The sequence below is a fragment of the Duganella lactea genome, from assembly GCF_009857505.1.
In the GTDB taxonomy this organism is placed as follows: Bacteria; Pseudomonadota; Gammaproteobacteria; order Burkholderiales; family Burkholderiaceae_D; genus Rugamonas; species Rugamonas lactea.
This window is the reverse complement of record NZ_WWCP01000031.1, coordinates 1-24,702: the sequence shown is the minus strand read 5'-3', so window position 1 is coordinate 24,702 and position 24,702 is coordinate 1. Positions and strand designations below refer to the sequence as shown.

The following is a 24,702-nucleotide window of genomic DNA, read 5'->3' as shown; positions in this document are numbered from 1 at the left end:
CCGGTTAAAGCAGCAGGAAGGCCATGGCGGCGACCGCCGTTGGGGCGGCGGCGCCCGCCAGCAGGCCGAGTGTGCCGATCGACTGGTCGAGGAAGCCGCGCCGCAGCAGTGCCACGCCGGCCGGGTTGGGGGCGTTGGCGATGACCGTCAGGCCGCCGCCGGTGACGGCGCCAGCCATCAGCATGTATTGCGCTTCGGCCGACATGCCGTCGATCAGCGAGCCGAGATAGGTGAGGGCGGCGTTGTCGGTGATCGCCGTCAGGCTCATGGCGCCGAAGAACAGCGCCAGCGGCGACAGGCTTTCGACGATCGGCTGCAACCACCATTGCTGCATCCCGCCCAGCACCACCAGCCCGGCCAGGAAGAAGCCGACCAGCAGACCTTCCTTGATGATCAGCGGACTTTGATGGCGCTGGTAGGCGGTGGTGAAGCCGAGGAACAGCATGAAGATGCCCAGGAACAGCACCGGATGGTGGCCCAGCATCACCACCGCCGCCAGGAAGCCGAGATGGATCAGCGTCACCGCCAGCGGCACCGCCGGCGCGGCGGGCGCGGTGCCGGCCGGCGCGCGCAGATGCTTGCGCAGCATGCAGCTGATCACGGTGGCGTTGATGACCACCGCGATCACCGCCTTCCAGCCGAAATGCGTGGCCACGTAGCTGGTGTTCCAGTCCCAGGTGGCGGCCACCATCAGCACCGGCGGCGCGGCGTAGGAGGTCAGCATGCCGCCGATCGAGATGTTCACGAACAGCACGCCCAGCGCGCCGTACTTCAGCCATTCCGGCATGCCGTCGCGGAAGATCAGCGGCGCCAGCATCAGCGCCGCTAGCGTCATCGCCGCCGGCTCGGTGATCAGCGAACCGGTCAGCGGCACCAGCGCCAGGCCCAGCCAGACGAGCGCCAGTTCAGTCGGCGCCGGCGTGCGCCGGGCCAATGCCGACAGCACGCGCTGCACGCATTCCGTCACCGGCCGTGAGGCCGCCACCACCATGACCACAAACACGAACAGCGGCTCGGTGTACTGGCGCGACTCGGCGTAGGCGATGGCCGCCTGGCCGCCGTTGAGAAAGGCCAGCGCCAGCATCAGAATGAAGGCCCAGAAGCCGAACACCACCTCGACCTCGCCCAGCAGATGGAACAGCCCGGCGTGGCGTGGATGGCGCTGCGATAATTTTTCAAAGTACTTCGCGGCGAAGGTATGCAGCAGTGCCAGGCCGAACAGGACGGCGCCCACCAGTTGTATCGTTTGCACAGCGTGTCCTTTCAATATTGGTTTGAGCGCATGGTACAGGAAGGCAGATAAGTCTTGCCAAACAAGCGTGCGAGTAGTACTGTTTATTTATACAGTATTTTGCGCTACAATGCCATGACACTCCCGGAAACCCTACACCCGTCTTTGTGGCGGGCGGATCAGCTCGCCCACAGCGCCACGCGCTGCCAGGACACCGGCTTTGCCGCGCTGTCCGCCCAGTTGCCGGGCGGCGGCTGGCCGCAAGGCACGCTGATCGATCTGCTGGTGCAGCAGCACGGCATCGGCGAGCTGCGCTTGTTGCAGCCGGCGCTGGCCGCGCTGGGCCAGCGGCCCATCGTGCTGCTGCAGCCGCCGCACGCGCCGCAGGCGCTGGCGCTGGCCGCCCTCGGGTTGGCGCCGTCGCAACTGCTGTGGGTGCGCAGCGGTGCCAAGGCCAGCGACGCGCTGTGGGCCGCCGAGCAAATCCTGCGCAGTGGCTGTTGTGGCGCGCTGCTGTTCTGGCAGAAACAGGCGCGGGGCGAAACGCTGCGGCGGCTGCATCTGGCGGCGCAGAGCGCGGACACCTTGTTTTATATGCTGCGGCCGCTGGCGGCGGCGCAGGACGCCTCGCCGGCGCCGTTGCGGCTGTCGCTCAGGCCGGCGGCGGGCGGCATGGACATCGGCTTCGTCAAGCGGCGTGGTCCACAGCGCGATGCGCCTTTGTTTTTACCGTTAACTCCTGCTTTGCTTCAACGTCATGCGCCTCTGGATCGCTCTACACCTGCCACGGCTTCCGCTCGAGGTATTCTGCCCTCGCTGGTCGGCTGACAGCTGTACCGTGGTGCTGGAGCAGGAGCGCGTCATCGCCCTGTCGGACGTGGCCTATGCGGCCGGCGTGCGCGGCGGCTTGCGGCGTGGCGGCGCCATCCTGCTGGCGCCGCAATCGCAGTTTCAGCAGCGCTCGCCGCCGTTGGAGGCGGAGGCGTTGCAGGCGGTGGCGATGGCGCTGCTGCGGTTCACGCCGCAGTTGGCGGAAGCGGAGGAGGCCACGCTGCTGCTCGATGTCGGCGCCAGCCTGCGGCTGTTCGGCGGCATCCGCGCGCTGTGCCGCAAGGTGGCGGACAGCGTGCGCGCGCTGGGCTTCACCGGCACGCTTAGTTGCGCGCCCACCGCGCGCGGCGCCTGGCTGCTGGCGCGCTGCGGAGCCGGCCGGGCCTTGACGATGGCCTCGCTGACGCGCCGCCTGGAACTGTTGCCGGTTGGCGTGCTGCCGCCGGCGCGTGCCTATCTGGACTGGATGGAGGGCATCGGCTGCATGACCCTGGGTCAGTTGCGCCGTCTGCCGCGTGCCGGTTTGCAACGGCGGTGCGGCCGCGCCTTGCTCGATATGCTGGACGATGCGCACGGCGCACGGCCGGAAATGCACGCGTGGCTGGCGGCGCCGGCCAGCTTCCGCGCCCGGATGGAATTGTTCGATCGCGTCGACAATGCGGCGGCCTTGCTGTTCGGCGCCCACCGCCTGCTGCTGCAACTGACAGGCTGGCTCAGCGCGCGCCAACTGGCGGTCGAGCGCATCGCGCTGTCCTTGGAGCACGAGCGCGGCCGTACCGCCGGGCCGCCCACCGTCATCGACATCGTGCTGGCCGAGCCGACCTGGCAGGACGGCCACCTGCTGCGCCTGCTGAAAGAGCGTCTGGCCAAGCAGGTGTTGGACGCGCCGGTGATCGGCCTGAGCCTGGAAGCGCCGCGGTTACAGCCGATGGCGCCGCCGAGTGCGTCGCTGTTTCCGGAGCCGGGCGGCAGCAAGGAAGACTGGCAGCGGCTGCTGGAACTGCTGGCCGCGCGTCTCGGCGCCGACAATGTGCTGCAAGCCGCCCCCAGCGCCGATTACCGGCCCGAGCAGGCCAACCTGTGGCGCAGCGTCCAGCAGAAAATCCGTCCCGCCGACCTGCGCGCGCAACTGCCGCCCGACGTGAGCAGCCTGCCGCGTCCGACGTGGCTGCTGCCCCAGCCGATACCGTTGCTGATCCGCGATCATCGCCCATACTACGGCTCGCCGCTGCGCATCCGTTCGGGCGGCGAGCGCATCGAGGCCGGTTGGTGGGACACGGCGCAAACCCGCGACTACTTCATGGCCGAGGGGGAGGACCATGCGCACTACTGGCTGTTCAAGGAACGCGGCGGCGGCGCGGCCGAGCCGGAGACGCGCTGGTATCTGCATGGCTTCTTCGGTTAAAGTAAGCGCATGAAATCACAACGACAAGAATTTACCGGCGCGCACGGACACCAGTTGTCGGCGCGGCTGGATGGCCCGGACGGCGCGGTGAAAGCCTATGCGCTGTTCGCCCATTGCTTCACTTGCGGCAAGGACGTGCTGGCCGCGCGGCGTGTGGCCGAAGCCCTGACCGGGCATGGCGTGGCCGTGCTGCGTTTCGACTTTACCGGCCTCGGTGCCAGCGAGGGCGAGTTTGCCAACACCAATTTCTCATCGAACCTGGCTGACCTGGTGGCCGCCGCCGACTTCATGCGCGCGCACTGGCAGGCGCCGTCGCTGCTGATCGGTCATAGCCTGGGCGGGGCGGCGGCGCTGGCCGCGGCCGAGCACATTCCGGAGGCCAGGGCGGTGGTGACGATCGCCGCGCCGAGCAGCCCGGCTTATGTGACCAGCATGTTCGGCCCGCATCTGGAGGAAATCGAACGGCAAGGCGAGGCGCTGGTGCAACTGGCGGGACGTCCTTTCCGCATCAAGCAACAATTTGTTGACGACGCGGGCGGACACAACTTGAAGGAAAAGATCGCGGCCTTGCGCCGCGCGCTGCTGGTGATGCACGCGTCGGGCGACGACACGGTCAGCCTCAACAATGCGATGGAGATTTTCACCGCCGCGCGCCATCCGAAAAGTTTTATCTCGCTGGACAATGCGGATCACCTGCTGACCCGGCGCGAAGACGCCGCCTATGTCGCCAACCTGATCGCGGCCTGGGCCGACCGCTATATCGCTTAAAAGTCTTCCGACAGGTCTTTCCAGCCCTTGCTGGCAGCAAAGGTGCTGAATTCGTCCGGCGATTCCAGCACCAGCAGGCGGGCTTCCTGCAGCACCGGATCGCCGGCCGTCAGGTCGGGGCCTTTGTAGCCGACGGTGCGCAGCTGGGCGACGACAGCGGCGATCAGCGCCTTGTCCTTGTGCAAGCCGCTGATCGGCGCCTTGAAGTCGACGTAGACGTCGATGGCGCCGTAGCCCTCGTCGAAGATGCGGATCGCCTTGGCGTCGTGGGCACGGCCGGAGCCGTCGGTGGCCTTGAACGGGCCGCTGAGCTGGATGTCGGTATCATGGTTCATGGGCGCAGCATACATCCTCCACCGCTTTCGGTAAAGCGATGCCGCGCCCGGCCGGTGACGGCTTACTTTAGCGGCTTGAGGATGTCGCTCAGGCGGTCCGGCTGGCCTTCGATGCGTTCCAGGCGCGGGTATTTCAGGCCGTCGTGGTAATCCAGCGCCACGGTGCGGTACTGATTGCCTTTTTTGACCAGCAGATTGATCGGCTCCTTGCTGGTTTTGGCGGCGGTGATGGCCGCGCGCAGGATCTCCGCCTTGTAGGCGCGGCCGTTGACCGCCAGCAGCGTGGTGTTGCCCGACAGCCCGGCCTTGAAGCCGATGCCATCCCAGATGAACGCTTCCAGCTTGCCTTCCGAACCGACCGAGAAGCCCAGTGAGTATTGGAAGTTGGCCGATTTGCTCAGATCTTCCTGCGCTTTGAGGAAATCGGTCGGCTTGTCGGTGTAGACCAGTTTCCAGCCGGCGCGCGTCAGGCCGTCCAGCGGCGCGCCGGGGCCGTGGCCTTCCACGCGCTCGCGCAGGAAGGTCGCCCAGTCGTAGGGCTGCACGGCGTTCAGCGCGCGGACCACGTCGTCAAAGGTGTAGTGCTTGGCGACATACATGCCGTCGTCGACGCCGAAGAAGCCGCGCGCGAAGTCGTTCAGCGAGCGTTTGCCGCCCGACATTTCGCGGATCCTGGTGTCGGCGTCCAGCCAGATCAGTTGGCCTTCCTGGTAGTAGTCCTCGCCGCGCTGCCAGTTGTTCCACACTTGCGGACGGCGGGCGTTGACGATCGGATCGTAGGTGGTGTCCTGCACCGCGCGCCATTCGCGGCCCTTGACATTGTCCAGGCGCGCGGCCGACGCGGCCAGCAGGTCGCGCGTATGTTCCGGCTTGATCAGGCCGGAACGCGCGGCCAGCACCGCGCCCCAGTACTGGGTCTGGCCCTCGTACACCCACAGCAGCGAGTTGTCGAGCGGGGTGTTGAAGTTGGGCACGTTCTGGCCGTCCGGACGGCGGAACTTGCCGTTCCACGAGTGCGCGAATTCATGCGGCAGCAGTTCGCGCCGCGCCTCGTATTTGTTCCACTCGGTGAAGTAGCCGAGCTTGACGCCGTTCTCGCTGGACTGGTGATGCTCGCGGCCGATGCCGCCGAACTCATCGCTGATGGCCAGCAGGAAGTCGTAGTGCTGGTAGTGCTTGGAGTTGAACAGCTTGTAGGCTTGCTGGATCAGTGCGCGGTGCGGCGCGATTTGTTCCGGCGTCGCCTCCAGTTGTTCCGGGCTGTCGGCCACCAGGTTCAGGTGCACCGGCAGCCTGGCGCCCGGATCGAGGTCGATGCGGCGGAAGTAGCGGCCGGCGAACAGCGGCGAGTCCAGCAGGGTTTCCAGGTCCAGCGGCTTGAAGGCGATGGTGTCGCCCTGGCGCTCGCGCACTTCCAGCGCGCTGCCGAACTGCCAGCCCGGCGGCACCGTCAGGTTGGGCTGCACGGTGATGTTGCGGCTGCGGTAGCCGGCCGGGTACAGCGCCAGCGATTGCCATTGCACGCCGAGAATGTCGTTGGTGAAGGTGGTGCGGCCCTGGTTGGCCTCGACCGGCGAGACGTACTGGAATTCCACGTCCACCGCGCTGGCGCCGGCCGGCACGTCGATGTTGAAGGCCCAGACGTTGAGCGGATCGCGCTTCCAGCTCAGTGGCTTGCCGCCGCTGCTGACCTTGAGGCCGGCAAACTGGTTGAGCGCGCCGCTCGGACCGTGATTGGCCACCACCCACTGCGGATACAGCAGCGTCAGCTTGCCGGGCTGGGCCGGGATGCTTTGGGTCACGCGGAAGATTTGTTGCGCGTTATTGGTGGCGTCCACTTTCAGCACGATGGTGCCCGGGTAGGGCTGTTCGGAAATGGCGGCGGCCTGGACGCTGAAGGCGGTGGCCAGCAGGCCGGCAAGTACGGCACGGGTCAGAGACATCATGGGTAATCGTCAAAACGGGTTGGACAAGCTGTCGAGTGTAGCACGCGGGAAACGAAAAAAAATTTCAAAAAAACCTCTTGAAAGCGGTTGGCGACGACTTATATGGGAATCAGCGGTTGCCCGGATGGGGGCCGCGAGCGGGGAGTTTTCCCCGGAGTTCAACCATATCGCTTCATTTGAAAAGGATATCTATCATGCGTACTTTTGACCTGACCCCACTGTATCGTTCGGCTATCGGCTTTGATCGTCTGGCACAAATGCTCAACGACGCCCAGCGCAACGACACCCCCAGCTATCCTCCCTACAACATCGAGCTGGTATCGGATGACCAGTACCGCATCGTCATGGCACTGGCCGGCTTCAGCCGCGCGGAAATCGACATCACCTTCGAGCGCGACGCGCTGACCGTGGTGGGCCGCAAGCAGAAGGATGTAGCCGAGCGCACCTATCTGCACCGCGGCATCGCCGCCCGCGACTTCGAGCAGCGCTTCCAGCTGGCCAACCACGTCAAGGTGACCGGCGCCAGCTTCGACAACGGCATGCTCACCATCGAACTGGTGCGGGAGATTCCGGAAGCGCTGAAGCCGCGCAAAATCGTCATCGACGGCGGCGACAACGTCACCGCGCTGGAACAGCGCCAAGTCGCTTAATCGTGCGCTTAAGCGTGATTTAACTGCGCTTTAATGTAGTCCTTGCAACTGGCCGGTCTTTCCGGCCAGTTTTGCGTTGTAACAAGATATATCGGCCCGGATTTGCTAAGCGGCGCCTAAGTTTTTAGGCTCATATTAGATACATCTAAAGTCCTCACTCATAGGAGAACCGTTATGTCCAACACTACTCTCAAGCGTGCCGCTATCGCCGTCGCCATACTGGGCGTGGTCGGTGTCGGCGGTGCGGTCGCTGTCAAACAGAATGCCGCCGTGGCCGCCGCCAGCGCGCCCGTCGCCGCCGTGGCCCAGGCTCCGGCCGCCGCGCCGGCGCCGGTGGCCGCGCCTGCCATCGCCTTGCCTGACTTCAGCGTCATCGTGGCGCACAACGGCCCGGCCGTGGTCAACATCAACGTCACCGGCAGCACCAAGACCTCCTACGATGGCGACGGCCCGCAGGGGCGCAACGATCCTTACGCCGATGATCCGTTCTACGAATTCTTCCGCCGCTTCCAGGGCCAGCAGCGCGGCCAGCAGCGCCAGATGCCGACCCACGGCCTGGGCTCGGGCTTCATCGTCAGCTCGGACGGCATCATCCTGACCAACGCCCACGTGGTGCGTGACGCCAACGAGGTAGTGGTCAAGCTGACTGACCGCCGCGAATTCCGCGCCAAGGTGCTGGGTTCAGACCCGCAAAGCGACGTCGCCGTGCTGAAAATCGACGCCAAGAACCTGCCGGTGGTGCCGCTGGCCAAGGGTAACGACCTGAAAGTCGGCGAATGGGTGCTGGCGATCGGCTCGCCATACGGCCTCGACAATACCGTGACCGCCGGCGTGGTCAGCGCCAAGGGCCGCTCGCTGCCGGATGGCAATGTGCCGTTCATCCAGACCGATGTCGCCGTCAATCCGGGTAACTCGGGTGGTCCGCTGTTCAACACCCGCGGCGAGGTGGTCGGCATCAACTCGCAGATCTATAGCCAGACGGGCGGCTACCAGGGCTTGTCGTTCGCCATCCCGATCGATGTGGCGAACAAGATCAAGAACCAGATCGTCGCCACCGGCAAGGTGGTGCACGCCAAGCTGGGCGTGACGGTGCAGGAAGTGAACCAGGGCTTCGCCGATTCCTTCAACCTGGCCACGCCGGAAGGCGCGCTGGTCTCCAACGTGGAGCGCGGCGGCCCGGCCGACAAGGCCGGCCTGAAAGCCGGCGACGTGATTCGTTCGCTGAACGGCCAGAAGATCGTCAGCTCGGTCGACCTGCCGTCGATGGTGGTGCTGTCGGCGCCGGGCGAGAAAATCACGCTCGACGTCTGGCGTCAGGGCAAGCCGGTGCAGGTCACCGCCACGCTGGGCAACGCCAATGACAAGGTCGCCGCCCAGAGCGCCGATCCGGCCGACCAGGCCAGCGCCAAGCTGCGCCTCGGTCTGGCGTTGCGTCCGCTGAACCCGGCGGAACGCCAGGAGGCCGGCCTGGCCAACGGTCTGCTGATCCAGGACGCCGGCGGCGCCGCCGCCAATGCCGGCGTGCAGCCTGGCGATGTGCTGCTGTCGGTGAACGGCCGTCCGGTCAACAGCATCGACCAGGTGCGCGAGGTGGTGGGCAAGTCGTCCAAGTCGGTGGCATTGCTGATCCAGCGCGGCGACGATAAAATCTTCATACCGGTCCGCCTCGGCTAACGTCGGGCCGGCAGAACGCTCAACAAAAACAGAAAGGAACAACAATATGCGACTTCTGCTGGTAGAAGACGATACGATGATCGGCGAAGTGGTGCTCGACCTGTTGCGGGCCGAGCACTACGCGGTCGACTGGGTCAAGGACGGCGACATGGCCGACACCGCGCTGCAGACCCAGACCTACGACCTGGTGCTGCTGGACCTGGGCCTGCCGCGCAAGGACGGCCTCGACGTGCTGCGCTCGATGCGCATGCGCAAGGAACTGACGCCGGTGCTGATCGCCACCGCGCGCGACGCCAAGGAGCAGCGCATCGCCGGCCTCGACGCCGGCGCCGACGATTACGTGCTCAAACCCTACGACCTCGACGAGCTGCTGGCCCGCATCCGTGCGCTGCTGCGGCGCTCGGCCGGCCGCGCCGAGCCGATCTTCGAGCACGGCAATGTCACGGTCAATCCGCAAACCCGTGAAGTGATCGCCGACGGCAAGCCGGTCAGCCTGTCGGCGCGCGAATGGGCGGTGCTGGAGGCGCTGATCGCGCGGCCGGGCATCGTGCTGTCGCGCCATCAGCTGGAAGAAAAGCTGTACAGCTGGAAGGATGAAGTCAACAGCAACGCGGTGGAAGTCTACATTCACGGCCTGCGCAAGAAGCTCGGCGCCGAACTGATCCAGAACGTACGCGGCCTCGGCTACATGGTGCCGAAACTATGAAAGTGCGGATGCCGTCACTGCCGCGCGTGCCGGTGGTGACGCACTCCCTGCGCGGCCGCCTGCTGTGGTTCCTGCTGGCGGCCATCATCATGGCGGCGATCGCCCAGGCGCTGATCGCCTACCGCAGCGCGCTGAGCGACGCCGACCAGATCTTCGACTACCACATGCAGCAGATGGCGATGTCGCTGCGCTCCAGCGCGACGCTGACCAACAAGTCGGCCGACACCGCCGCCGATCCCGAAAACGACGACCTGGTGGTGCAGGTGTGGACCCCGGACGGTGCGCAAGTGTTCCGTTCGCTGTCGCGCGCGGCGCTGCCGCAGCGCGCGGTGCTGGGCTTTTCCAATGTGCGCGTCAACAAGACCACCTACCGGGTGTTCTCGGTGCAGACCTCCAATCAGACGGTGCAGGTGGCGCAGGACATGGCGGTACGCCAGCGCATGGCCGGCACGCTGGCGCTGCGCACGGTCGGCCCGATCGCCGTCATGGCGCCGGTGCTGATGCTGGTGGTGTGGTGGGTGGTGTCGGGCTCGCTGGCGCCGGTGTCGCGCGTCAAGCGCCAGGTGGCGGCGCGCCAGGCCGAGGATTTGTCGCCGGTGTCGGAAAACGATCTGCCGGACGAGGTGTTGCCGCTGGTGCAAGAGCTGAACCTGCTGTTTGTCCGCGTGCGCACCGCGTTCGAGGCGCAGCAGCACTTCGTGGCCGACGCCGCGCACGAGTTGCGCACGCCGCTGGCCGCGCTGAAATTGCAGGTGCTGAGCCTGGAACGGGCGCAGGACGAGGCGGCGCGCAAGGTGGCCGTCTCGCGCGTCTCGGCCGGCATCGAGCGGGCCACGCGGCTGGTGGAGCAGTTGCTGATGCTGGCGCGGCAGGAGGGCGGCAGCGAAGAGATCAAGCTGGAGCCGGTGCCGCTGGGCGACATCGTCAAACGGGTGCTGGGCGACATGAACGGCCTGGCGCAGGCGCGCCAGATCGACCTTGGCCTGCACCATGCGGATGAGGTGGTGGTGGCCGGTCAGCAGGACGCCCTGCTGATCCTGCTGCGCAACCTGGTCGACAACGCCATCAAGTACACGCCGGCCGGCGGCACCGTCGATATCGACCTGCGGCGTAGCGTGGCCGCCACAAAAAATGCCCGGCCGCGCATCGTGCTGAGCGTCGAGGATTCGGGTCCCGGCATCCCGCCGGAGGAGCGCGAACGGGTGTTCAGCCGCTTCTACCGCGTGCCCGGAAGCCCCGCCGGTGGTAGCGGTCTGGGCATGGCGATCGTGCAATCGATTGCGGAGCGCCACAACGCCACGCTGTCGCTGGACCAGTCCGAACGCCTTGGTGGTTTAAAAGTCAAGGTTGATTTTCCTGAGACTCGCCAGCCCACTCCAGTCTAAAATGCCGTTTTTACGGTGCTGGAGTGGCGCATGAAGAAAATCGGCTTTTCGGGAACCCTGGACCCGATCACCAACGGTCACATGTGGGTGATCAACGAGGCCCGGTCGCTGGCGGACGAGGTGGTGGTTTTTCTTTCTGAAAACCCCGCCAAGAAACCCAAGTTCACCGCCGAGGAGCGCAAGAGCATCATCGCGCTCAGCTGCGCCGAGCAGGGCTGGGACAATGTGTCGGTGGTCATCGTGCGCGGCGACTACACGGCGCGCGCGGCCAAGAAGCAGGGCGTGCACTGCCTGATCCGCGGCATCCGCACCACCGCCGATTTCGATTACGAGAACCTGATCCAGCAGACCAATGTCGACGTGCTGCAGGGCGCCAAGACGGTGTTCGTCATGCCGCCGCGCGACCTCGGCTCGGTCAGTTCCTCGTTTGTCAAGGCGCTCGAAGGACCGATCGGCTGGAACTGGATCATGAAGAAATTCGTGCCGGGGCCGGGCTACCATGCCTGGGTGCTGAGCTGGCTGCGCAATGAATGGGAAACGCTGTGGGACTACGCGCACCGCGACGCCACCGCGATCGCCCACGCCGACGACTGGTTCGCCAGACTGACCGGACCGTCGTGCTACGGCGGCGCGGGGCGCCACTATCACAACCTCGACCATCTGGTGCACGGCCTGTGCGAAATCCGCGTGTGGGCGGCCAACACGCGGCCCGATCCGGTGGATGTCGAGATCGTCAAGCAGGCGTTCTGGTTCCATGACGCCGAGTATGGCCCGGGCGTGGCGGCCGACCTCAGCAACGAGGAAGCCAGCGCGCAGCTATGGCTGGGCAGCCACCTGGGGCAGGAGATGGGCGACGCGGCCGAGCTGATCCGCGCCACCGACCATTTCCAGGAAGCGTCGATCACGCACCGGCTGAAGGATGTGCTGTTGAGTGTGGACCTGGCGATCCTCGGTCAGGACGACGAGGTCTACCAGAACTATGCGCGCGCGATCCGGCATGAATACAGCCATCTGCCGGACGCCGAATACCGCGCGCAACGAGGCGGGGCGCTGGCGCACCTGTGCCGCAAGGCGCGCCAGGGACAACTGTTCGGCAACGATTATTTTGCCGAACAGTACAACGAGCGCGCCATCGACAACATGCAGCGCGAGATGGCGCGCCTGGCTTAAACCGGCGGCAACTGGATTTGTTCCTTGCGGGTAGCCATCTGCTGGCCCAGCTCTTGGAGGTTCAGCTTGGTCTTGCGGACCTTCGGGAACATGTCGTTCTCTTCTTCCCCGACGTGGTGCTCGATCATTTCGGACAGCACGGTGACCTTGGCGTCGAACAGGTCGTCGCTCGGTTCCATGGTCTGGATCTGGGCGATCAGGTCCTTGGCGGAGGCGTGCTCGACCAGAGATTCGTCCATGATGTCATCGTCCTTGATGGTCTGACGCACGGCCGGGTAGAAGATTTCCTCCTCGATCATCGTGTGCTTGGTCAGCTCTTCGCAGATCTGCAGCGCAAGCTTGTGCTTGCTCACGTGGGCGCGGTCGCCCAGCGCATCGTATTGTTCAAACAGCGCTTTGACGTTGTCGTGATCTTGAATCAGCAGCGACAGCGCGTCTTCGGGTGGGGTTTCGGTGGGGATAGGCTTGGGGATCTTGCCCGAGGATTGTGACGTGGTTCTCATATCGGCTCCTTGCGTGGCGAATGAAGGGACTGCCGGACCAGTCTAGAAGTCCCACCATCACCGGTCTGTGCGCCGGACCACGCACAGAATCAAGGGCGCCTTTGTCGTTGACTCTGGATTGTCAGCACAAATGCGGTATCGACGTCAGCAAGATAGGTATAAACGACGACGTAACCGTGCCCTCGCTGCCCAATAAATAATTCACGCTTGTCGGCACTGATCGCGTGGCCGATTCTTGGATTCGTTTCAAGCCATTTGATGGCTTGCTGTATTCTCTGGATTTTCTTTGGGATGCTTGATGCCTTGCTTTGAACTAAATAGTCCACGATGCGATCAAGATCCTCTATGGCATCAGGCATCAATTCGAGGCGAGCCATGATCGCCGAAAAATGTCTGCGGTTGTGGACGTTGCGGACTTTTCCCGGCTGCACGTTGATCGAGATAGGTGCTGACGAGGGCCCAGGGAATTGACTGCTGAGTTTTGAGGAAATGCTCAAAGCGCGCATTGGCCAACGTCAGCGGATCGTCTGCGTCCTCTTCCCTTAACGTAGTCTTGGCCATGGACTTTCTCCCTCGGTGAGAATTGATTCCAGCACCGAAAGAATGCCTGACTTTGCGTTCGTTAAAAGCGGTTCCAGTTGTTGCGGCGGTGCTCGCTGGCTTCCTTGATCAGGTGGCTGGCGCGCAGCGTGTCCTTGGGACTGTGGTCGTCGCCGAGCTCGACAGTCATCGCCAGTTCCTGTAGCGCCGGCGGGTATTCGTGCTCGGCGGCCTCCTCCAGCAGCGCGCGAGCCTGGGCGCGGTCTTGCGGCACGCCCTGGCCTTCGTTGTAGAGGTTGGAGAGCAGGAACATCGCATGCGCGTTGCCAAGATTGCTTGCGGCGGTCAGCCAGTGTGCCGCCTGCGCATCGTCGCGCCGGACGCCGTTGCCGTTCTTGTAGAGCAGCGCCAGGGCCAGCGCGGCCTTGGCGTGCTGATGCTTCGCCGCCTGGGCGTACCATGGCGCGGCTGCCGCCGGCGCCGCTGGCACGCCCGGCACGCCGACGCGCAGCATCTCGCCCAGCTGGAACGCGGCTTCCACATCGCCGCCGCGCGCCGCCTGGGCGAACAGCTTCAGCGCGGCGTCGCGCTGCTCCGCACGGGTCTGGTACAAGATCGCCAGCTCGCGCTGCGCCACCGGCATGTTTTGCAACGACCATGCCATCAGCTTGCGCTCGGCGTGCGGATCGGCTTCCTGCTTGGCCTTCATGCCGATGACTTCGATTTGCGCCGACGTCGGCTTTTCATGCTGGATCTGGCAGCCGGCCAGCAAGGCCGCTGCCAGCGCAAGGGTGATCAGGGCGCGCATGGTTATTTGCTCAGGTCGATGGTGTACTTGCCGAAGCCGCTGGCGTCCTGAGCGCCTTCGGCCGTGACCGCCGTCAGGCCGCTGCTTTTCGCCAGCGCCAGGTGGCCCGGCGCCGAACGCAGGATCACCGGACCGGCCGTCGCAGTCTTGACGAAGCGCCAGCTGCGCGCGCTGCCGTTGCCGGCCAGCGTCACCTTGCCGCTGGCCGCGCCTTGCGCCGTTAGGTAGTTGCTGACCACGGTCTGGTTGGCGTCTGGCGACTTGATGATGGTCTTGCTGCCGTCGATGCCGGGCACGGCGCCACCACCGCCGGCGCGGTAGTCGTTGGTGGCGACAATGAAGTCGTCACCATCCGCCACCGGCTTGCCCTTGTAGCTCAGGTTGACGATGCGGCTGCCGGCCGGCTTGGTCACGTCGATCTGGTAGGTCAGCGCGTTGTCCTCGGCGTAGAACACGTCGTAGTTGTAGATGGTGCTGTACGACGGCACCAGGTCCTGTTCGCCGGTCTTGGCCGGATCGATCTGGCCGAACTGTTTGGCCGACGCTTCCAGCCAGTTCTTCAGGTCGGAACCCTTGATCTTGACCGCCTGCAGGTTGTTGTTCGAATACAGGTACAGGTCGCCCGGATTGCGCACCTGCAGGCCGATCGGCGCGGCCGCGCTGGCGCCCGGCGCCACGTCGGTGAAGTCCGTTGGCCCGTTGCGTCCGGCCTTGAACGGTGCGCTGCACGAGAGCACCGGAATGCCCTGGTAGCTGGCGATGGTGGCATCGGTGCTGGTGGCGATGAAGTTTTTCACATACGCCAGCTGCGCCTGGTTCACCAGCTGGATCGCCGACACGTCGCCCGCCAATGCGAAGTAGGAGGACATTTCGAAGTCGGTGGTCACGCCCAGCGGCTGCCTGGCGTAGGCGATGGTGGCGGCGTGCTCGGTGGCGACCAGCGGCGCGATGCCGCTGTCGGCGGCGATATTGGTGGCGCCGTCGGTGTACTTGAAGCCGCGCGATTCCACCGTGGTCTTCGATGGCTGCACCGCCCACTTGCCGTTGGTGTACGCCAGCGTCATCTTGATGATGCCGAGACGGCGGCCCCAGCTTTGCGCCATCACGGTCGGCACGCCGTTGACGAAGCCGTTGATCGGATCGATGTTGGCGCTGGCCGGGAAGGCGGCGAACGAGGCGTCCAGGGCCGCCGCGCCGGTCTCTTTGCCTTTCGGGAACACCAGGTGCGAATGGCCGATCATCAGCGCGTCGATGCCGGTGCTGGTCAGGTGGTAGGAACCGTTTTCCATCTTCGGGCTGTAGCTGCTGGGGTCGAGGCCGCCGTGCGACAGCGCCACCACCAGATCGGCGCCCTTGCCGCGCAGCTCGGGCACGTACTGCCTGGCCGCCTCCTGCACGCCGGTGACGGCGACCTTGCCGGCCAGGTTCTTCTGGTCCCATTCGAGGATTTGCGGCGGCACGAAGCTCATGATGCCGATGTTCAGTTTAACGTCCAGCTTGCCCCCGTCCGGCTTCACCGCCGAGAAGGTGCGTGGCAGCAGGGTGTACGGCTGCACGATCGGCTTGCCGCTGGCCACGCCGGTGACATTGGTCAGCACCAGCGGGAAAGTCGGCGCGCCGCAGTTGCCGGCCGGTTTGCTCACGCCCGGAATGCCGAAGTCGGTGTTGGTGACCTGGCTCAGGAACGGCAGGCCGTAGTTGAATTCGTGGTTGCCGAAACCGCCGCCGTCGAATTTCATGGCGTTCATGACTTTGTGCACCGCCAGCGTCTCGGTGCAGGCGATGGGCTTGGTGACGGCCTGCAGGTCGCCCAGCAGCGTGCCCTGGATGGTGTCGCCGTCGTCCAGCAGCACGTTGTTCGGATTCTCGGCGCGCGCGGCCTTGACCAGCGACGCGGTGCGCTCCAGGCCCAGGCTGGTGTCCTCGGCCAGTGAGTAGTAGTTGTAACTCATCACGTTGGCGTGGATGTCGGTGGTTTCCAACAGCGCCAGCGTGACGGTCGTGCCTTCCGGGATCGCCGGGACGGCGGGCGTGGCGGCCACCGGCGTGTTGTCGCCGCCGCAGGCAACCAGGCCGGCGGCGCTCAGCGCGGCCAGCAGCACCAGATTCAATTTCATCGCAACCTCAACGAAGGGAAAAATTCAAGGTTGCAACTTTAGCTATTTATCGTGACAAGGTTATGACATTGCGCATGAGTCCCGCATCAGTACGCCCAGTAGGGGCCGGTCTTGCCGGCGACGGTCTGGTTTTCCATGACGACGAACACGCGGCGGCCGAAGAAGAACGGCAGGCCCCAGGCGAACGAACCGCTGGAGGACGCGCTGCCGCCGCTGACCGTGCTGCCGATCTGGGCCGCCGTGATGGTGGACGGCAGGCCGACCAGGTTGACGATGTTGAAGTTGACGTTGCCACTGGCGCTGCCGTCGGCGGCGGTGTTGGTGGCGCTCAGCGACAAGGTCGTCGCCGGGCAGTAGAAGTCGCCGCCGGAGCACTGGCGGATGGTGCTGTCGGTGAAGGTGTAGCTGTTGGTGCCGCTGTCGATGAAGCTGGCGCTGTAGGTCTTGCCCTTGTAGGTGGTCATGAAGTCGCCGCCGCCGTCGGTCTGGAAGATGGTTTCGCCGCCGATGCGGTTGTTGTCTTGCGTGTTGACGCCGAACACCAGCGTGCCGCTGACCGCCGTCAGGCCGGCGGCGTCCACGCTCGGCAGGGTGATCATCAGGCCGTTGTTGTTGGTGGCGAACGAGGCCACCGGGTTGCTGATTTGCCGGGCCAGCGGCATGGTGCTGGCGGCGCAGGCGCCACTGGCGCATTCATAGTAGACGCCGTTGTTGGCGCTGTTGACGCAGGCCGCGCCGCAGTCCTGCCGGAACAGGCCGACGCCGAGGATGCCCTTGGCGCCGAGGGCCGCCAGCGTGCCGAGGTTGGCGCCGGCGCTGCTGCACGCCGAGGGCGTGCTGGTGTAGCTGGCGCCGCTGTCGCCGATCACCTGGATCGAGATCGCGGACCCCAGCTCATCAGCCATGCGGACGTCGGCCTGGCGCACCGCGCCCCAGGTGTAGCCGCTGATGAACTTGCCGCAGGTGCCGGCGTCGTCGCCGGAGGCGGTGCTCACGGCCGGCAGCGCCAGTGTCGGGCTCATCTGGCTGGCCAGCAGGCGCAGGCCGTAGGAGCCGGTGTCGAGCAGCACATGGTCGATGGTCTGGCAGACCGTGGTGCCGGGACGGCACACGGTGACGCTGACATACGGCACATTGATCACGCCGCTGACGCCGCTCGGGCCGCTGTCGACCGTGATCGCGGTGCTGTTGCTGAGCGGCGCGGTGACGCTCAGCGCGGCGCTGCCGGTGGCGGTGCCGCCGTCGCCGTTGCAGGTCAGGCTGTAGGTGAAGCTGCCGGTCGCGTTCGGCACGATGGTCACCGCGCCGGCGGTGGCCTTGCTACCGCTCCAGGCGCCGCTGGCGGTGCAGCTGGTGGCGTTGGCCGACGACCAGCTCAGCACGCTGGATTGCGCGCTGCTGATGCTGGCCGGCGCCAGCGTCAGGCTGACGCTGGGCGACGGTGGTGGCGTGGCCACGGCGACGGTTGCGGTGTTGCTGACGTCGCCACAGGTGAGGGTGTAGGCGGCGGTGCCGGCGGCGCCCGCCGTGACGCTCCGCGTGCCGCTGGTGGCAACGCTGCCGCGCCACGCGCCGGAGGCGCTGCAGGCGCTGGTGGTGGCGTTGCTGACGTTCCAGCTCAGCGTCACGACCTGGCCGCTGGTGGTGGCGGTGGGCGTGGCGCTGATGCTGACCACCGAGGCGGGGGCGGTGGTGGCGGCGCTGGTGCCGGCGTTGGCGCTGGAGGAGGACGCGCCGCTGCCGCCTCCGCCGCAGGCCGCCAGCGTCAGGCACAGCAAGGCTGTGGCCAGATGGGCGTATTTCATGCAGGTTTTCCGTTATTCGATGGTCGAGGTGTCGAAGCCGGCCGGCAGCGCGCTGGGGATCCAGGCCTGGCCGGCATAGGCGCGCATGTGCCCGTTGGAAACGATCACCACGTCGGCCTGGTCGACCGCCAGTTGCGAGTGACCGGCCTTGGGGCGTTTGGCGGCGTTGCTGGTCATGACGGCGAATTTATCGCCGAGCAGGGTGCGCAGGTCGGGCAGTGTCGGACCTTTCCAGCTGACGGCGAAGACGATGTTGTTGGCGTTCATGTACTCGCGCACGATGGTGCCGCCGTCGAGCGTGGATTGGCTGACGGTGTAGACGGCGGCCGGGGCGGTTGTTGTTGTACTCGTGGCGCTGGCCGCCGCCAGACTGCGCGCGGCCATCCGTGTTTGCGTCGCCGGACTGCCGAAATCCGAAGGGGCGCTGCCCAGCGCCGCCCAGGCGAGCGCGCCTTGCAGCAGTGACAGCAACAGCAACAGCGAGAATGCACGGCGCATAAGGACTCCATTGCCGAAAATAATGACAATGCAGTGTAGAACGCCGTGGCGTGGAATGGGGTTAGAGAGATGTAAGAAAACGTTACATCTCTCGTCATCGCACCCGTCAAACGAGCGCGATTGATTGCGCTCAGAACTTCACGTAGAGACGGCCAAAGTACGACGCACCGTTCAGGCCGAATTGCACCGACTCGTATTTGAAGCCGTTGTCGGTCTCATCCGGGTTCTGCGTGGTTGGCTTGACGTTGAAGATATTGTTGCCGCCAAATGAGAACTTCATATTCTTGTTGATGCTGTAGGTGAACGCCAGATCGGCCGAGGTTTTCGCGTCATAGTGCTGGTTGGCAACGCCGGCGGCGGTGCCGCTGTAGGTGCCCAGCGTTTGCGGACCGAAGCGAATGATCTTGAGATCGGTGTTCCAGGCGTTGTGGGTGTAGTCGAAGCCCAGCGTCGCCTTCGAGCGCGGCGCGCCTTGCTCGATGTACAGCCGTTCCTTCTCCGACAGCAGCACATCCTCAAAGCCCCGCAGCGAGGCCGGCGCGTGGATGCCGGTCACCTCGGTCTTGCTGACGTTCAGCGCCAGGAAGGTGTTCAGCTTGTCGGCGCCGAAGGTCGTCTTGTGCGAGGCGGTCAGGTCCAGGCCACGGGTCCGGGTGTCGACCGAGTTGACGAAGAACTGCGCCTGGCCCACGCCCAGCGTCGCCAGCTTGCTCGCCAGGTCCGGATAGTTGGTGTCGTCGAAACGGCCCGACAGCACGATGCGGTCCTTGATCTTGATCTGGTACAGGTCGGCGGTGACCGACAGCGCCGGCGTCGGCGTCCAGGTCGTGCCCAGCGTGTAGCTGGTCGATTTTTCCTCTTTCAGCTTGGGAATGCCGGCCAGGTTGGTGACGGCGCTGTTGTTGGGCGCCAGCACCACGTCGGTCGGCACGCCGCCGATGAAGTCGGTAAAAGTCGACGAGAAATACATCTGCTGCAGCGACGGCGCGCGGAAGCCGGTCGAGGCCGAACCGCGCAGCAGCACGCTCGGCGCCACGCGCCAGCTGCCGGCCAGCTTGCCGGTGGTGGTCGAGCCGAAGTCGCTGTACTTCTCGTGGCGCACCGCGCCCTGCGCTTTCACGCTGTCGGTCAGGTCCGCTTCCAGGTCGAGGTAGACGGCCACGCTGTGGCGGTTGGCGTCGACCCGGTCGGCCGGCTGGAAGCCGGGGAAGCCCTGGCTGCCGGCGGCGCCGCCGACGCCGACGCCATCGGCGTCGATGTAAGAGCCCGGTTCGCCGGCGTAGATCTTGTAGTTCTCGTGACGGTATTCGCCGCCGAAGGCCACGTTCAGGCCGTTGCCGGCGACGCCCTCGAAGTAGCGGTTGAAGTCGAGGTTGGTGGTCAGCTGTTCAAACGCGAAGCCGCCGGCGTTGAAGCTGCTCGGGCTGATGCCCTTGCCGCCGGCCAGCAAGTCCTGGTTGGCGATCGACGCGTTCAGCGTGTTGCTGATGTCGTAGATCATCTTGTTCTTGCCGTAGGTCTGCGACAGGTCCATATTCCACGCGCCGAGCTGGTTGCGGTGGCCGAGGATGGCGTAGTAGTCGTCGATGCGGGCGTTGATGAACGGCACGAAACCGTTCGGATACATCGCCGCCGAGTTGCGCGACGGGATGTCGTCGCTGCCGATGCCGCCACGCGCCCAGGCGCCGGACGAGGCGTCGCGCTTCTGCGCGCCGGCGGTGAAGTACAGGCGGCCGGTGCCCGTGGTCGGCAGTTCGCCGTTCAGGTAGATGGTCTGGTTCTCGGTCTTGCTGTCGCCGATGGTGCGCGGGTTGTCGGGCTCGGCGCGGTTGGAACGGCCACGGTCCAGATACTCGCCGGTGATCGCCAGCACGCCGTTGTTGCCGATGTCGAAACCGCAGTAGGCCGATGCCAGCCAGTTCTTGCCGTCGCCCTCGCTGTACTGGCTGTAGCCGGTGACCGCTTCGCAGCCTTTGGATTTTTTCAGGCCGATGTCCATCACGCCGGCGATCGCGTCCGAGCCGTACTGGGCGGCGGCGCCGTCGCGCAGGATTTGCACGTCCTTGATGGCCAGCATCGGGATCGCGTTCATGTCGGTGCCGGTGTTGCCGCGGTTGCGCGCGCCGAACAGGTTGACCAGCGCGGTGGTGTGGCGGCGCTTGCCGTTGACCAGCACCAGCGTTTGGTCCGAGCCCAGGCCGCGCAGCGCGGCGGAGTCGACCAGGTCGGCGCCGTCGGAGCCGGTCTGGCGGGTCGAGTTGAACGATGGTGAAATGTAGGTCAGCGTCTGCGCCAGGTCGAACTGGCCGCCCGATTCGCCGGCCTTGGTCATGGGAATGATATCGACCGGCACCACAGTGTCGGTGGCCGAGCTGGTGGCGCGGCGCGAGCCTATCACGCTGACCGATTGCATGTCGGCTTGCGCGTAAGTGGTGGCTGGCATCGCGGCCAGTGCGCTGGCACCGTAGAGGCTGATCAGGACGGCTTTGTGTAGAGGTTTTGTTTTGAGCACAGTCGTCTCCCATGAAAAATTTAATTCTATGCAAATTAGATATACAACTAAGTGCTTTGATAGCAATTTTTCATGGAGACACTATTTTTTGTTGTATATCTGCGCCACTATGGTGTTTCCTTTACGTAGTACTACGCAAATTCGGCTTGGCCGCCAATCAAAATACTTGCGCCGTGGCGTTCGGTGCGCAGTTTGCATGGGGTGCCGACGTTGGCGCCTTGAAATAAAGTGATTCCGGTTTGCAGGTGGATGGTGAGTGCGCCCGCCGCCACGCCGGTGGCGCCGTCTTCCGCGGCCGGCTCCAGATGGTTGAGGTTACGGCCTTCGAAAGCGCCATCGTCGCGGCGGCACCAGACGTAACAGCCGCTGACGCCATGCCGCTTGCCCCAGTCGGCAATGCGCCGCAGATCGGGTGTAAGGGCGTGCAGCGTGGCGCGGTCCGCCACCTCCAGCAGCAGCTTCGGGCTGCCGACCGAAGCGATCACCGGCGGCGAGCGGAGCTGGATATCGGGAGTTGCCAGCAACTGCGCCGGCAACGCATCAGGAATGGCAACCTCCGGGGCCGCCTGTGGCGACAACTGGATGAAGACTTCGCCATTCCGCAGAATCAGCGTCAACGGCTGATCGTGCATGGCGGTGCGTACTTGCAGATGCGACTGCGCATCCGATAACAACACACGCGCCGCCGCCAGCGTGGCATGCAGGCAAAGCGGGCTGCGCTTATGCGGATAAAAATAATCCAGCACGATGCCGCCATCCGCCGCGTGGTCGATAAACACACAAGCCGGCTTGCCACGTTCTCTGGCAAACAGCTGGCGCTGCTCCGCGCTGGAATGGTCGCTCCGCACCACCAATGCCGCATTGCCCACGCCCCGCGCAACGCCAAAGCAAAGAAGTTCCTGTACCTGCATGTTTTCCCTTTTGGAAGCTGATCTACATCGAGGGGCAATCATCGAGTATGGTCATTATCTATCGAAGTCAAAGGATGACGCACCTTGAGTCCTTGCGGAAAGTGGGTGTGGTATACTGTACAAATATACAGTATTCCTATGAGCTCTCCTACGCCCGTTGCGGGACTGCCGGCTTATGCCGAGCTGTTCTGCTTGTCCAATTTCTCATTTCTCCACGGCGCCTCGCGCGCCGAAGAGCTGGTGGCCCGCGCCCGGCAACTGGAGTACGGGGCGCTGGCGATCACCGATGAATGCTCACTGGCCGGCGTAGTGCGCGCTCACGCCGCCGCCAACGAGTTGGGCTTGCCGTTGATTATCGGCAGCTATTTCCGGCTGTCCAATCCGGATGGCACGCCATTCTTGTCTTTTGTCGCGCTGGCGACCAACAAAAATGGCTACGGCAATCTGTGTGAACTGATCACGATAGGCCGTCATCGCGTGGCCAAGGGGAGTTATCGGTTGACGCCGGACGATCTGGCGGCGCCGCCGGAAGAGTTTGCGCATCTGAAGGGATTGCCGGATTGCCGGCTGATACTGGTGCCGGATTATCCCGCGTATCGTCCCGCCGATGTCGATCAGTTGCACGCCCAGGCGGCCTGGATGGCGGCGACGTTTCCCGGCCGAACCTGGATGGGGCTGAATCTGCTGCTGCGCTCCTTCGATGAGGCGCATCGGCTCAGTATCGCGGAGGTGGCGTCGCAGCATCGGATGGCGGTGGTGGCGGTGGGGCATGTGTGCATGCACGTGCGTTCGCGCAAGCCCTTGCAGGATACGCTGACGGCGGTGCGCGTCGGCAAGCCGGTCAGCGAATGCGGCTATGCGCTGGCGCAGAACGCCGAGCAGCATCTGCGGCCGCGCATGCAACTGGCCAATTTGTATCCCCCAGCCGCGCTGGCCGAAACGTTGAAGATCGCCGAACAGTGCACCTTCAACCTGACGGAATTGACGTATCAGTATCCGCAGGAGTTGATTCCTCCCGGTCACACGGCGGCCAGTTATCTGCGGCAGGAAGTGGAGCGGGGCGTCTTGCGCCGTTGGCCGGGCGGCGCATCGGCCAAGGTGCGCAAGCAAATCGAGACTGAACTGGTGCTGATCGCGGATCTGCAATACGAACCGTATTTCCTCACCGTGTACGATATTGTCAGCTTCGCGCGTTTGAGCGGGATTCTGTGTCAGGGCCGAGGATCGGCGGCCAACTCGGTGGTGTGCTATTGCCTCGGCGTGACCGAGGTCGATCCGGAGCGCAGCAACATGCTGACCGGCCGTTTCATTTCCCGCGAACGCAACGAGCCGCCCGACATCGACGTCGACTTCGAGCACCAGCGGCGCGAGGAGGTGATTCAGTACATCTACAAAAAATACGGCCACGACCGCGCCGCGCTGGCCGCCGTGGTCATCAGCTATCGACCCAAAAGCGCGTTGCGCGACAGCGGCCGCGCGCTTGGGGTGAATGTTGACCCGTTTTGTTCACCTTTCGCTTGTATATCCTCTATAGGAGAAGGATTACTTAGATTGAACTGTTCATGAACGTTTTTGTGACGAGGCTTGGTGTATTTCTATAAAGCAATTTAAGTGCATTGATCTTTGCTGTCTGAGCAGGAGGTAGTGCAATGTTTCCGTGACCCGGACTTGCCCTAGCGAACCGGATAGCCGTTATGGGGAGCGTGAGCTGGAAAGAGCTGAGTAATTTGGGATATTTTCTCAAAGACGGCTTGAGCTCAGGACTAGACGATTAGGTCGAGCCTCTTGGTGACTGCCTTGCCGCCGGGGGGACTCCGTATAGCATGTTGGCGTCAAGGAGGTCCTTGAGCTCCACTCCAAGCGCATTTGCAAGGTGGCCCATGTTATCGATGGAGATATTCCTTCCTGCTCGCTCAACTTCGCTGACATATGTTCGACTCAGGTTGGCATCCAGAGCCAATTGTTCCTGGGAGATGTCCTTAAGTCGCCGTACAAGACGCAAATTTCTTGCAAAGATCTCACGCGGGGTCGACGATTCATTGAGCTGTTCCATACAGTCAAGGATCGTTCCGACCTCGTTGACAGTCCACCAACCATGAGGAACTTTTTGAAAACTATAAGTGACATTTTGAAATTCTCCCGGTATATTCCGCATTTCCCAACATCTGGTGGATTGATAGATGAATATCGGTAAGATGGTTTTGATTCTAATTTCGATCGTCGCGTTAAATGCTTGCCAAAAGAAGGTCGGCGGCGACGTTACGGTGCAGTCACTCGACTTCTACTCAAAGTACCCCGACTCAGCTAAATCAGTGGCGGAAAAATGTATGGAATACGAGCGAGGTGAGCTAAGTAGGTTAGACGCCCGACAGCAGCAAGAGTGGCAGGATAGTCTGGAGGGCGTCAATTGCAACAACGCCAAAACGGCGAGGTCTCTCCAGATAATCGGTGAGAGGCAGAAACAATTGCGGGAGGCAGCTAAGGCTCTCCGGCAACATTGAGGATTGCGCTCCTGCTCGTTTTTGTGGGAATGATAAATGACAAACCCCCACCCGTATTAACCTCGGGAGGGCAAGAGCGAAGCGTCGACTGTTCCTGACGACGTGCGACTATCGTGAGCGGCCGGACGGTGTCCGGCGATGGGATGCTCACCGAACCGAGCACGACGAATTCATCGGGTATGCGCAGAGCTCTATGCTTTAGACGAAACGTCGCTATAAATTTTGCGGTTGAACTGTAGGGTTTTGAGGGGCGCCTTGGCGTTGGGAAATATCAAGGGTCGGACGTGTAAGAAATTCTGTGTGTGCGGGGCCGGTTTTTAGTTAATCGCGTTCGTGAAGCGTTCGCCAAACATGATGGCAAATTGATTGGCCGCCAGCTTCCAAGTCCGCTGTGGCATCTTCCAAT

23 protein-coding genes and 1 pseudogene are annotated in these 24,702 nt (G+C 64.0%); 11 read left to right on the top strand and 13 right to left on the bottom strand.

All coding sequences use genetic code 11. The annotated features are described in order from the left end of the window. Positions 1 to 4: 4 nt before the first annotated feature. Positions 5 to 1,252 (bottom strand): putative Na+/H+ antiporter, encoded by a 1,248-nt coding sequence (locus GTP44_RS20585; protein ID WP_161020877.1) that lies wholly within the window; start codon positions 1,250 to 1,252, stop codon positions 5 to 7. A gap of 114 nt (positions 1,253 to 1,366) precedes the next feature. Between GTP44_RS20585 and imuA the strand changes: the two genes are divergently transcribed. The 3 genes from imuA to GTP44_RS20570 are packed head-to-tail and all read left to right on the top strand — an operon-like array spanning position 1,367 to position 4,235. Continuing rightward, positions 1,367 to 2,059 carry a translesion DNA synthesis-associated protein ImuA gene (gene imuA, locus GTP44_RS20580; RefSeq protein WP_161020876.1) on the top strand — a complete coding sequence of 231 codons (693 nt, stop codon included), beginning with the start codon at positions 1,367 to 1,369 and terminating at the stop codon, positions 2,057 to 2,059. Further along, the gene (locus GTP44_RS20575) at positions 1,989 to 3,467 is read left to right on the top strand and encodes a Y-family DNA polymerase (protein ID WP_161020875.1); all 1,479 of its coding nucleotides are present in this window, start codon (positions 1,989 to 1,991) and stop codon (positions 3,465 to 3,467) included. The genes imuA and GTP44_RS20575 overlap by 71 nt, the downstream gene beginning before the upstream one ends. A 9-nt stretch (positions 3,468 to 3,476) precedes the next feature. Next, the gene (locus tag GTP44_RS20570) at positions 3,477 to 4,235 is read left to right on the top strand and encodes an alpha/beta hydrolase family protein (RefSeq protein ID WP_161020874.1); all 759 of its coding nucleotides are present in this window, start codon (positions 3,477 to 3,479) and stop codon (positions 4,233 to 4,235) included. Here GTP44_RS20570 and GTP44_RS20565 read toward each other — a convergent pair. Together GTP44_RS20565 and GTP44_RS20560 are read right to left on the bottom strand one after the other, a co-directional pair. Continuing rightward, positions 4,232 to 4,570, bottom strand: coding sequence for a hypothetical protein (locus tag GTP44_RS20565; protein ID WP_160991068.1), 339 nt, complete (start codon positions 4,568 to 4,570; stop codon positions 4,232 to 4,234). The genes GTP44_RS20570 and GTP44_RS20565 overlap by 4 nt on opposite strands. A 62-nt stretch (positions 4,571 to 4,632) precedes the next feature. After that, the gene (locus tag GTP44_RS20560; RefSeq protein WP_229257006.1) at positions 4,633 to 6,516 is read right to left on the bottom strand and encodes a M61 family metallopeptidase; all 1,884 of its coding nucleotides are present in this window, start codon (positions 6,514 to 6,516) and stop codon (positions 4,633 to 4,635) included. Between GTP44_RS20560 and GTP44_RS20555 the strand changes: the two genes are divergently transcribed. The 6 genes from GTP44_RS20555 (at position 6,515) to coaD (ending at position 12,101) form a co-directional block, all read left to right on the top strand. Beyond that, positions 6,515 to 6,724 (top strand): hypothetical protein, encoded by a 210-nt coding sequence (locus GTP44_RS20555; RefSeq protein WP_161020873.1) that lies wholly within the window; start codon positions 6,515 to 6,517, stop codon positions 6,722 to 6,724. The genes GTP44_RS20560 and GTP44_RS20555 overlap by 2 nt on opposite strands. Further along, positions 6,711 to 7,166 (top strand): Hsp20 family protein, encoded by a 456-nt coding sequence (locus GTP44_RS20550; protein ID WP_160991069.1) that lies wholly within the window; start codon positions 6,711 to 6,713, stop codon positions 7,164 to 7,166. The genes GTP44_RS20555 and GTP44_RS20550 overlap by 14 nt, the downstream gene beginning before the upstream one ends. 174 nt (positions 7,167 to 7,340) lie before the next feature. Further along, a complete protein-coding gene (locus GTP44_RS20545; protein ID WP_161020872.1) occupies positions 7,341 to 8,840 on the top strand; it encodes a Do family serine endopeptidase in 1,500 nt (499 codons plus the stop codon). 46 nt (positions 8,841 to 8,886) lie between these two features. Next, positions 8,887 to 9,546 carry a response regulator gene (locus GTP44_RS20540; protein WP_160991071.1) on the top strand — a complete coding sequence of 220 codons (660 nt, stop codon included), beginning with the start codon at positions 8,887 to 8,889 and terminating at the stop codon, positions 9,544 to 9,546. Positions 9,547 to 9,554: 8 nt separating this feature from the next. Continuing rightward, positions 9,555 to 10,931 carry an ATP-binding protein gene (locus tag GTP44_RS20535; RefSeq protein WP_229257005.1) on the top strand — a complete coding sequence of 459 codons (1,377 nt, stop codon included), beginning with the start codon at positions 9,555 to 9,557 and terminating at the stop codon, positions 10,929 to 10,931. 30 nt (positions 10,932 to 10,961) lie between these two features. After that, on the top strand, positions 10,962 to 12,101 hold the full coding sequence (gene coaD / locus GTP44_RS20530; RefSeq protein WP_160991073.1) for a pantetheine-phosphate adenylyltransferase: 1,140 nt from the start codon (positions 10,962 to 10,964) through the stop codon (positions 12,099 to 12,101). Here coaD and GTP44_RS20525 read toward each other — a convergent pair. From GTP44_RS20525 to GTP44_RS20485, 9 genes are all read right to left on the bottom strand, one after another. Then, on the bottom strand, positions 12,098 to 12,604 hold the full coding sequence (locus GTP44_RS20525; RefSeq protein ID WP_160991074.1) for a hemerythrin domain-containing protein: 507 nt from the start codon (positions 12,602 to 12,604) through the stop codon (positions 12,098 to 12,100). The two genes, coaD and GTP44_RS20525, sit on opposite strands and share 4 nt — an antisense overlap. An 89-nt stretch (positions 12,605 to 12,693) precedes the next feature. Then, positions 12,694 to 12,981 (bottom strand): type II toxin-antitoxin system RelE/ParE family toxin, encoded by a 288-nt coding sequence (locus tag GTP44_RS20520; protein WP_161020870.1) that lies wholly within the window; start codon positions 12,979 to 12,981, stop codon positions 12,694 to 12,696. After that, a complete protein-coding gene (locus GTP44_RS20515) occupies positions 12,956 to 13,165 on the bottom strand; it encodes a hypothetical protein (protein WP_161020869.1) in 210 nt (69 codons plus the stop codon). The genes GTP44_RS20520 and GTP44_RS20515 overlap by 26 nt, the downstream gene beginning before the upstream one ends. Before the next feature lie 61 nt (positions 13,166 to 13,226). Further along, the gene (locus tag GTP44_RS20510; RefSeq protein ID WP_160991077.1) at positions 13,227 to 13,952 is read right to left on the bottom strand and encodes a tetratricopeptide repeat protein; all 726 of its coding nucleotides are present in this window, start codon (positions 13,950 to 13,952) and stop codon (positions 13,227 to 13,229) included. Between the two features lie 2 nt (positions 13,953 to 13,954). Next, complete coding sequence (locus GTP44_RS20505) at positions 13,955 to 16,069, bottom strand: bifunctional 2',3'-cyclic-nucleotide 2'-phosphodiesterase/3'-nucleotidase (RefSeq protein ID WP_161020868.1); 2,115 nt, start codon at positions 16,067 to 16,069, stop codon at positions 13,955 to 13,957. An 86-nt stretch (positions 16,070 to 16,155) separates the two neighbouring features. Beyond that, positions 16,156 to 17,874, bottom strand: a complete 1,719-nt coding sequence (locus GTP44_RS20500) for a DUF3443 family protein (RefSeq protein WP_161020867.1) — start codon at positions 17,872 to 17,874, stop codon at positions 16,156 to 16,158. 12 nt (positions 17,875 to 17,886) lie between these two features. Further along, on the bottom strand, positions 17,887 to 18,372 hold the full coding sequence (locus tag GTP44_RS20495) for a DUF2844 domain-containing protein (protein WP_161020866.1): 486 nt from the start codon (positions 18,370 to 18,372) through the stop codon (positions 17,887 to 17,889). A 130-nt stretch (positions 18,373 to 18,502) separates the two neighbouring features. After that, on the bottom strand, positions 18,503 to 20,884 hold the full coding sequence (locus tag GTP44_RS20490) for a TonB-dependent receptor plug domain-containing protein (RefSeq protein WP_161020865.1): 2,382 nt from the start codon (positions 20,882 to 20,884) through the stop codon (positions 18,503 to 18,505). A gap of 131 nt (positions 20,885 to 21,015) precedes the next feature. Further along, on the bottom strand, positions 21,016 to 21,837 hold the full coding sequence (locus GTP44_RS20485) for a PhzF family phenazine biosynthesis protein (RefSeq protein ID WP_229257004.1): 822 nt from the start codon (positions 21,835 to 21,837) through the stop codon (positions 21,016 to 21,018). 96 nt (positions 21,838 to 21,933) lie between these two features. Here GTP44_RS20485 and GTP44_RS20480 point away from each other — a divergent pair. Then, a pseudogene (locus GTP44_RS20480) lies at positions 21,934 to 23,286 on the top strand (PHP domain-containing protein); the annotation flags it as partial. A 280-nt stretch (positions 23,287 to 23,566) separates the two neighbouring features. Here the strand turns inward: GTP44_RS20480 and GTP44_RS20475 are convergent. Further along, positions 23,567 to 23,848: a helix-turn-helix domain-containing protein gene (locus tag GTP44_RS20475; protein ID WP_161020863.1), complete on the bottom strand. Its 282-nt coding sequence runs from the start codon at positions 23,846 to 23,848 to the stop codon at positions 23,567 to 23,569. Positions 23,849 to 23,975: 127 nt separating this feature from the next. Between GTP44_RS20475 and GTP44_RS20470 the strand changes: the two genes are divergently transcribed. Then, entirely contained in the window at positions 23,976 to 24,296 is a 321-nt protein-coding gene (locus tag GTP44_RS20470; RefSeq protein ID WP_161020862.1) for an EexN family lipoprotein, read from the top strand. The last annotated feature ends 406 nt before the right edge of the window (positions 24,297 to 24,702 follow it).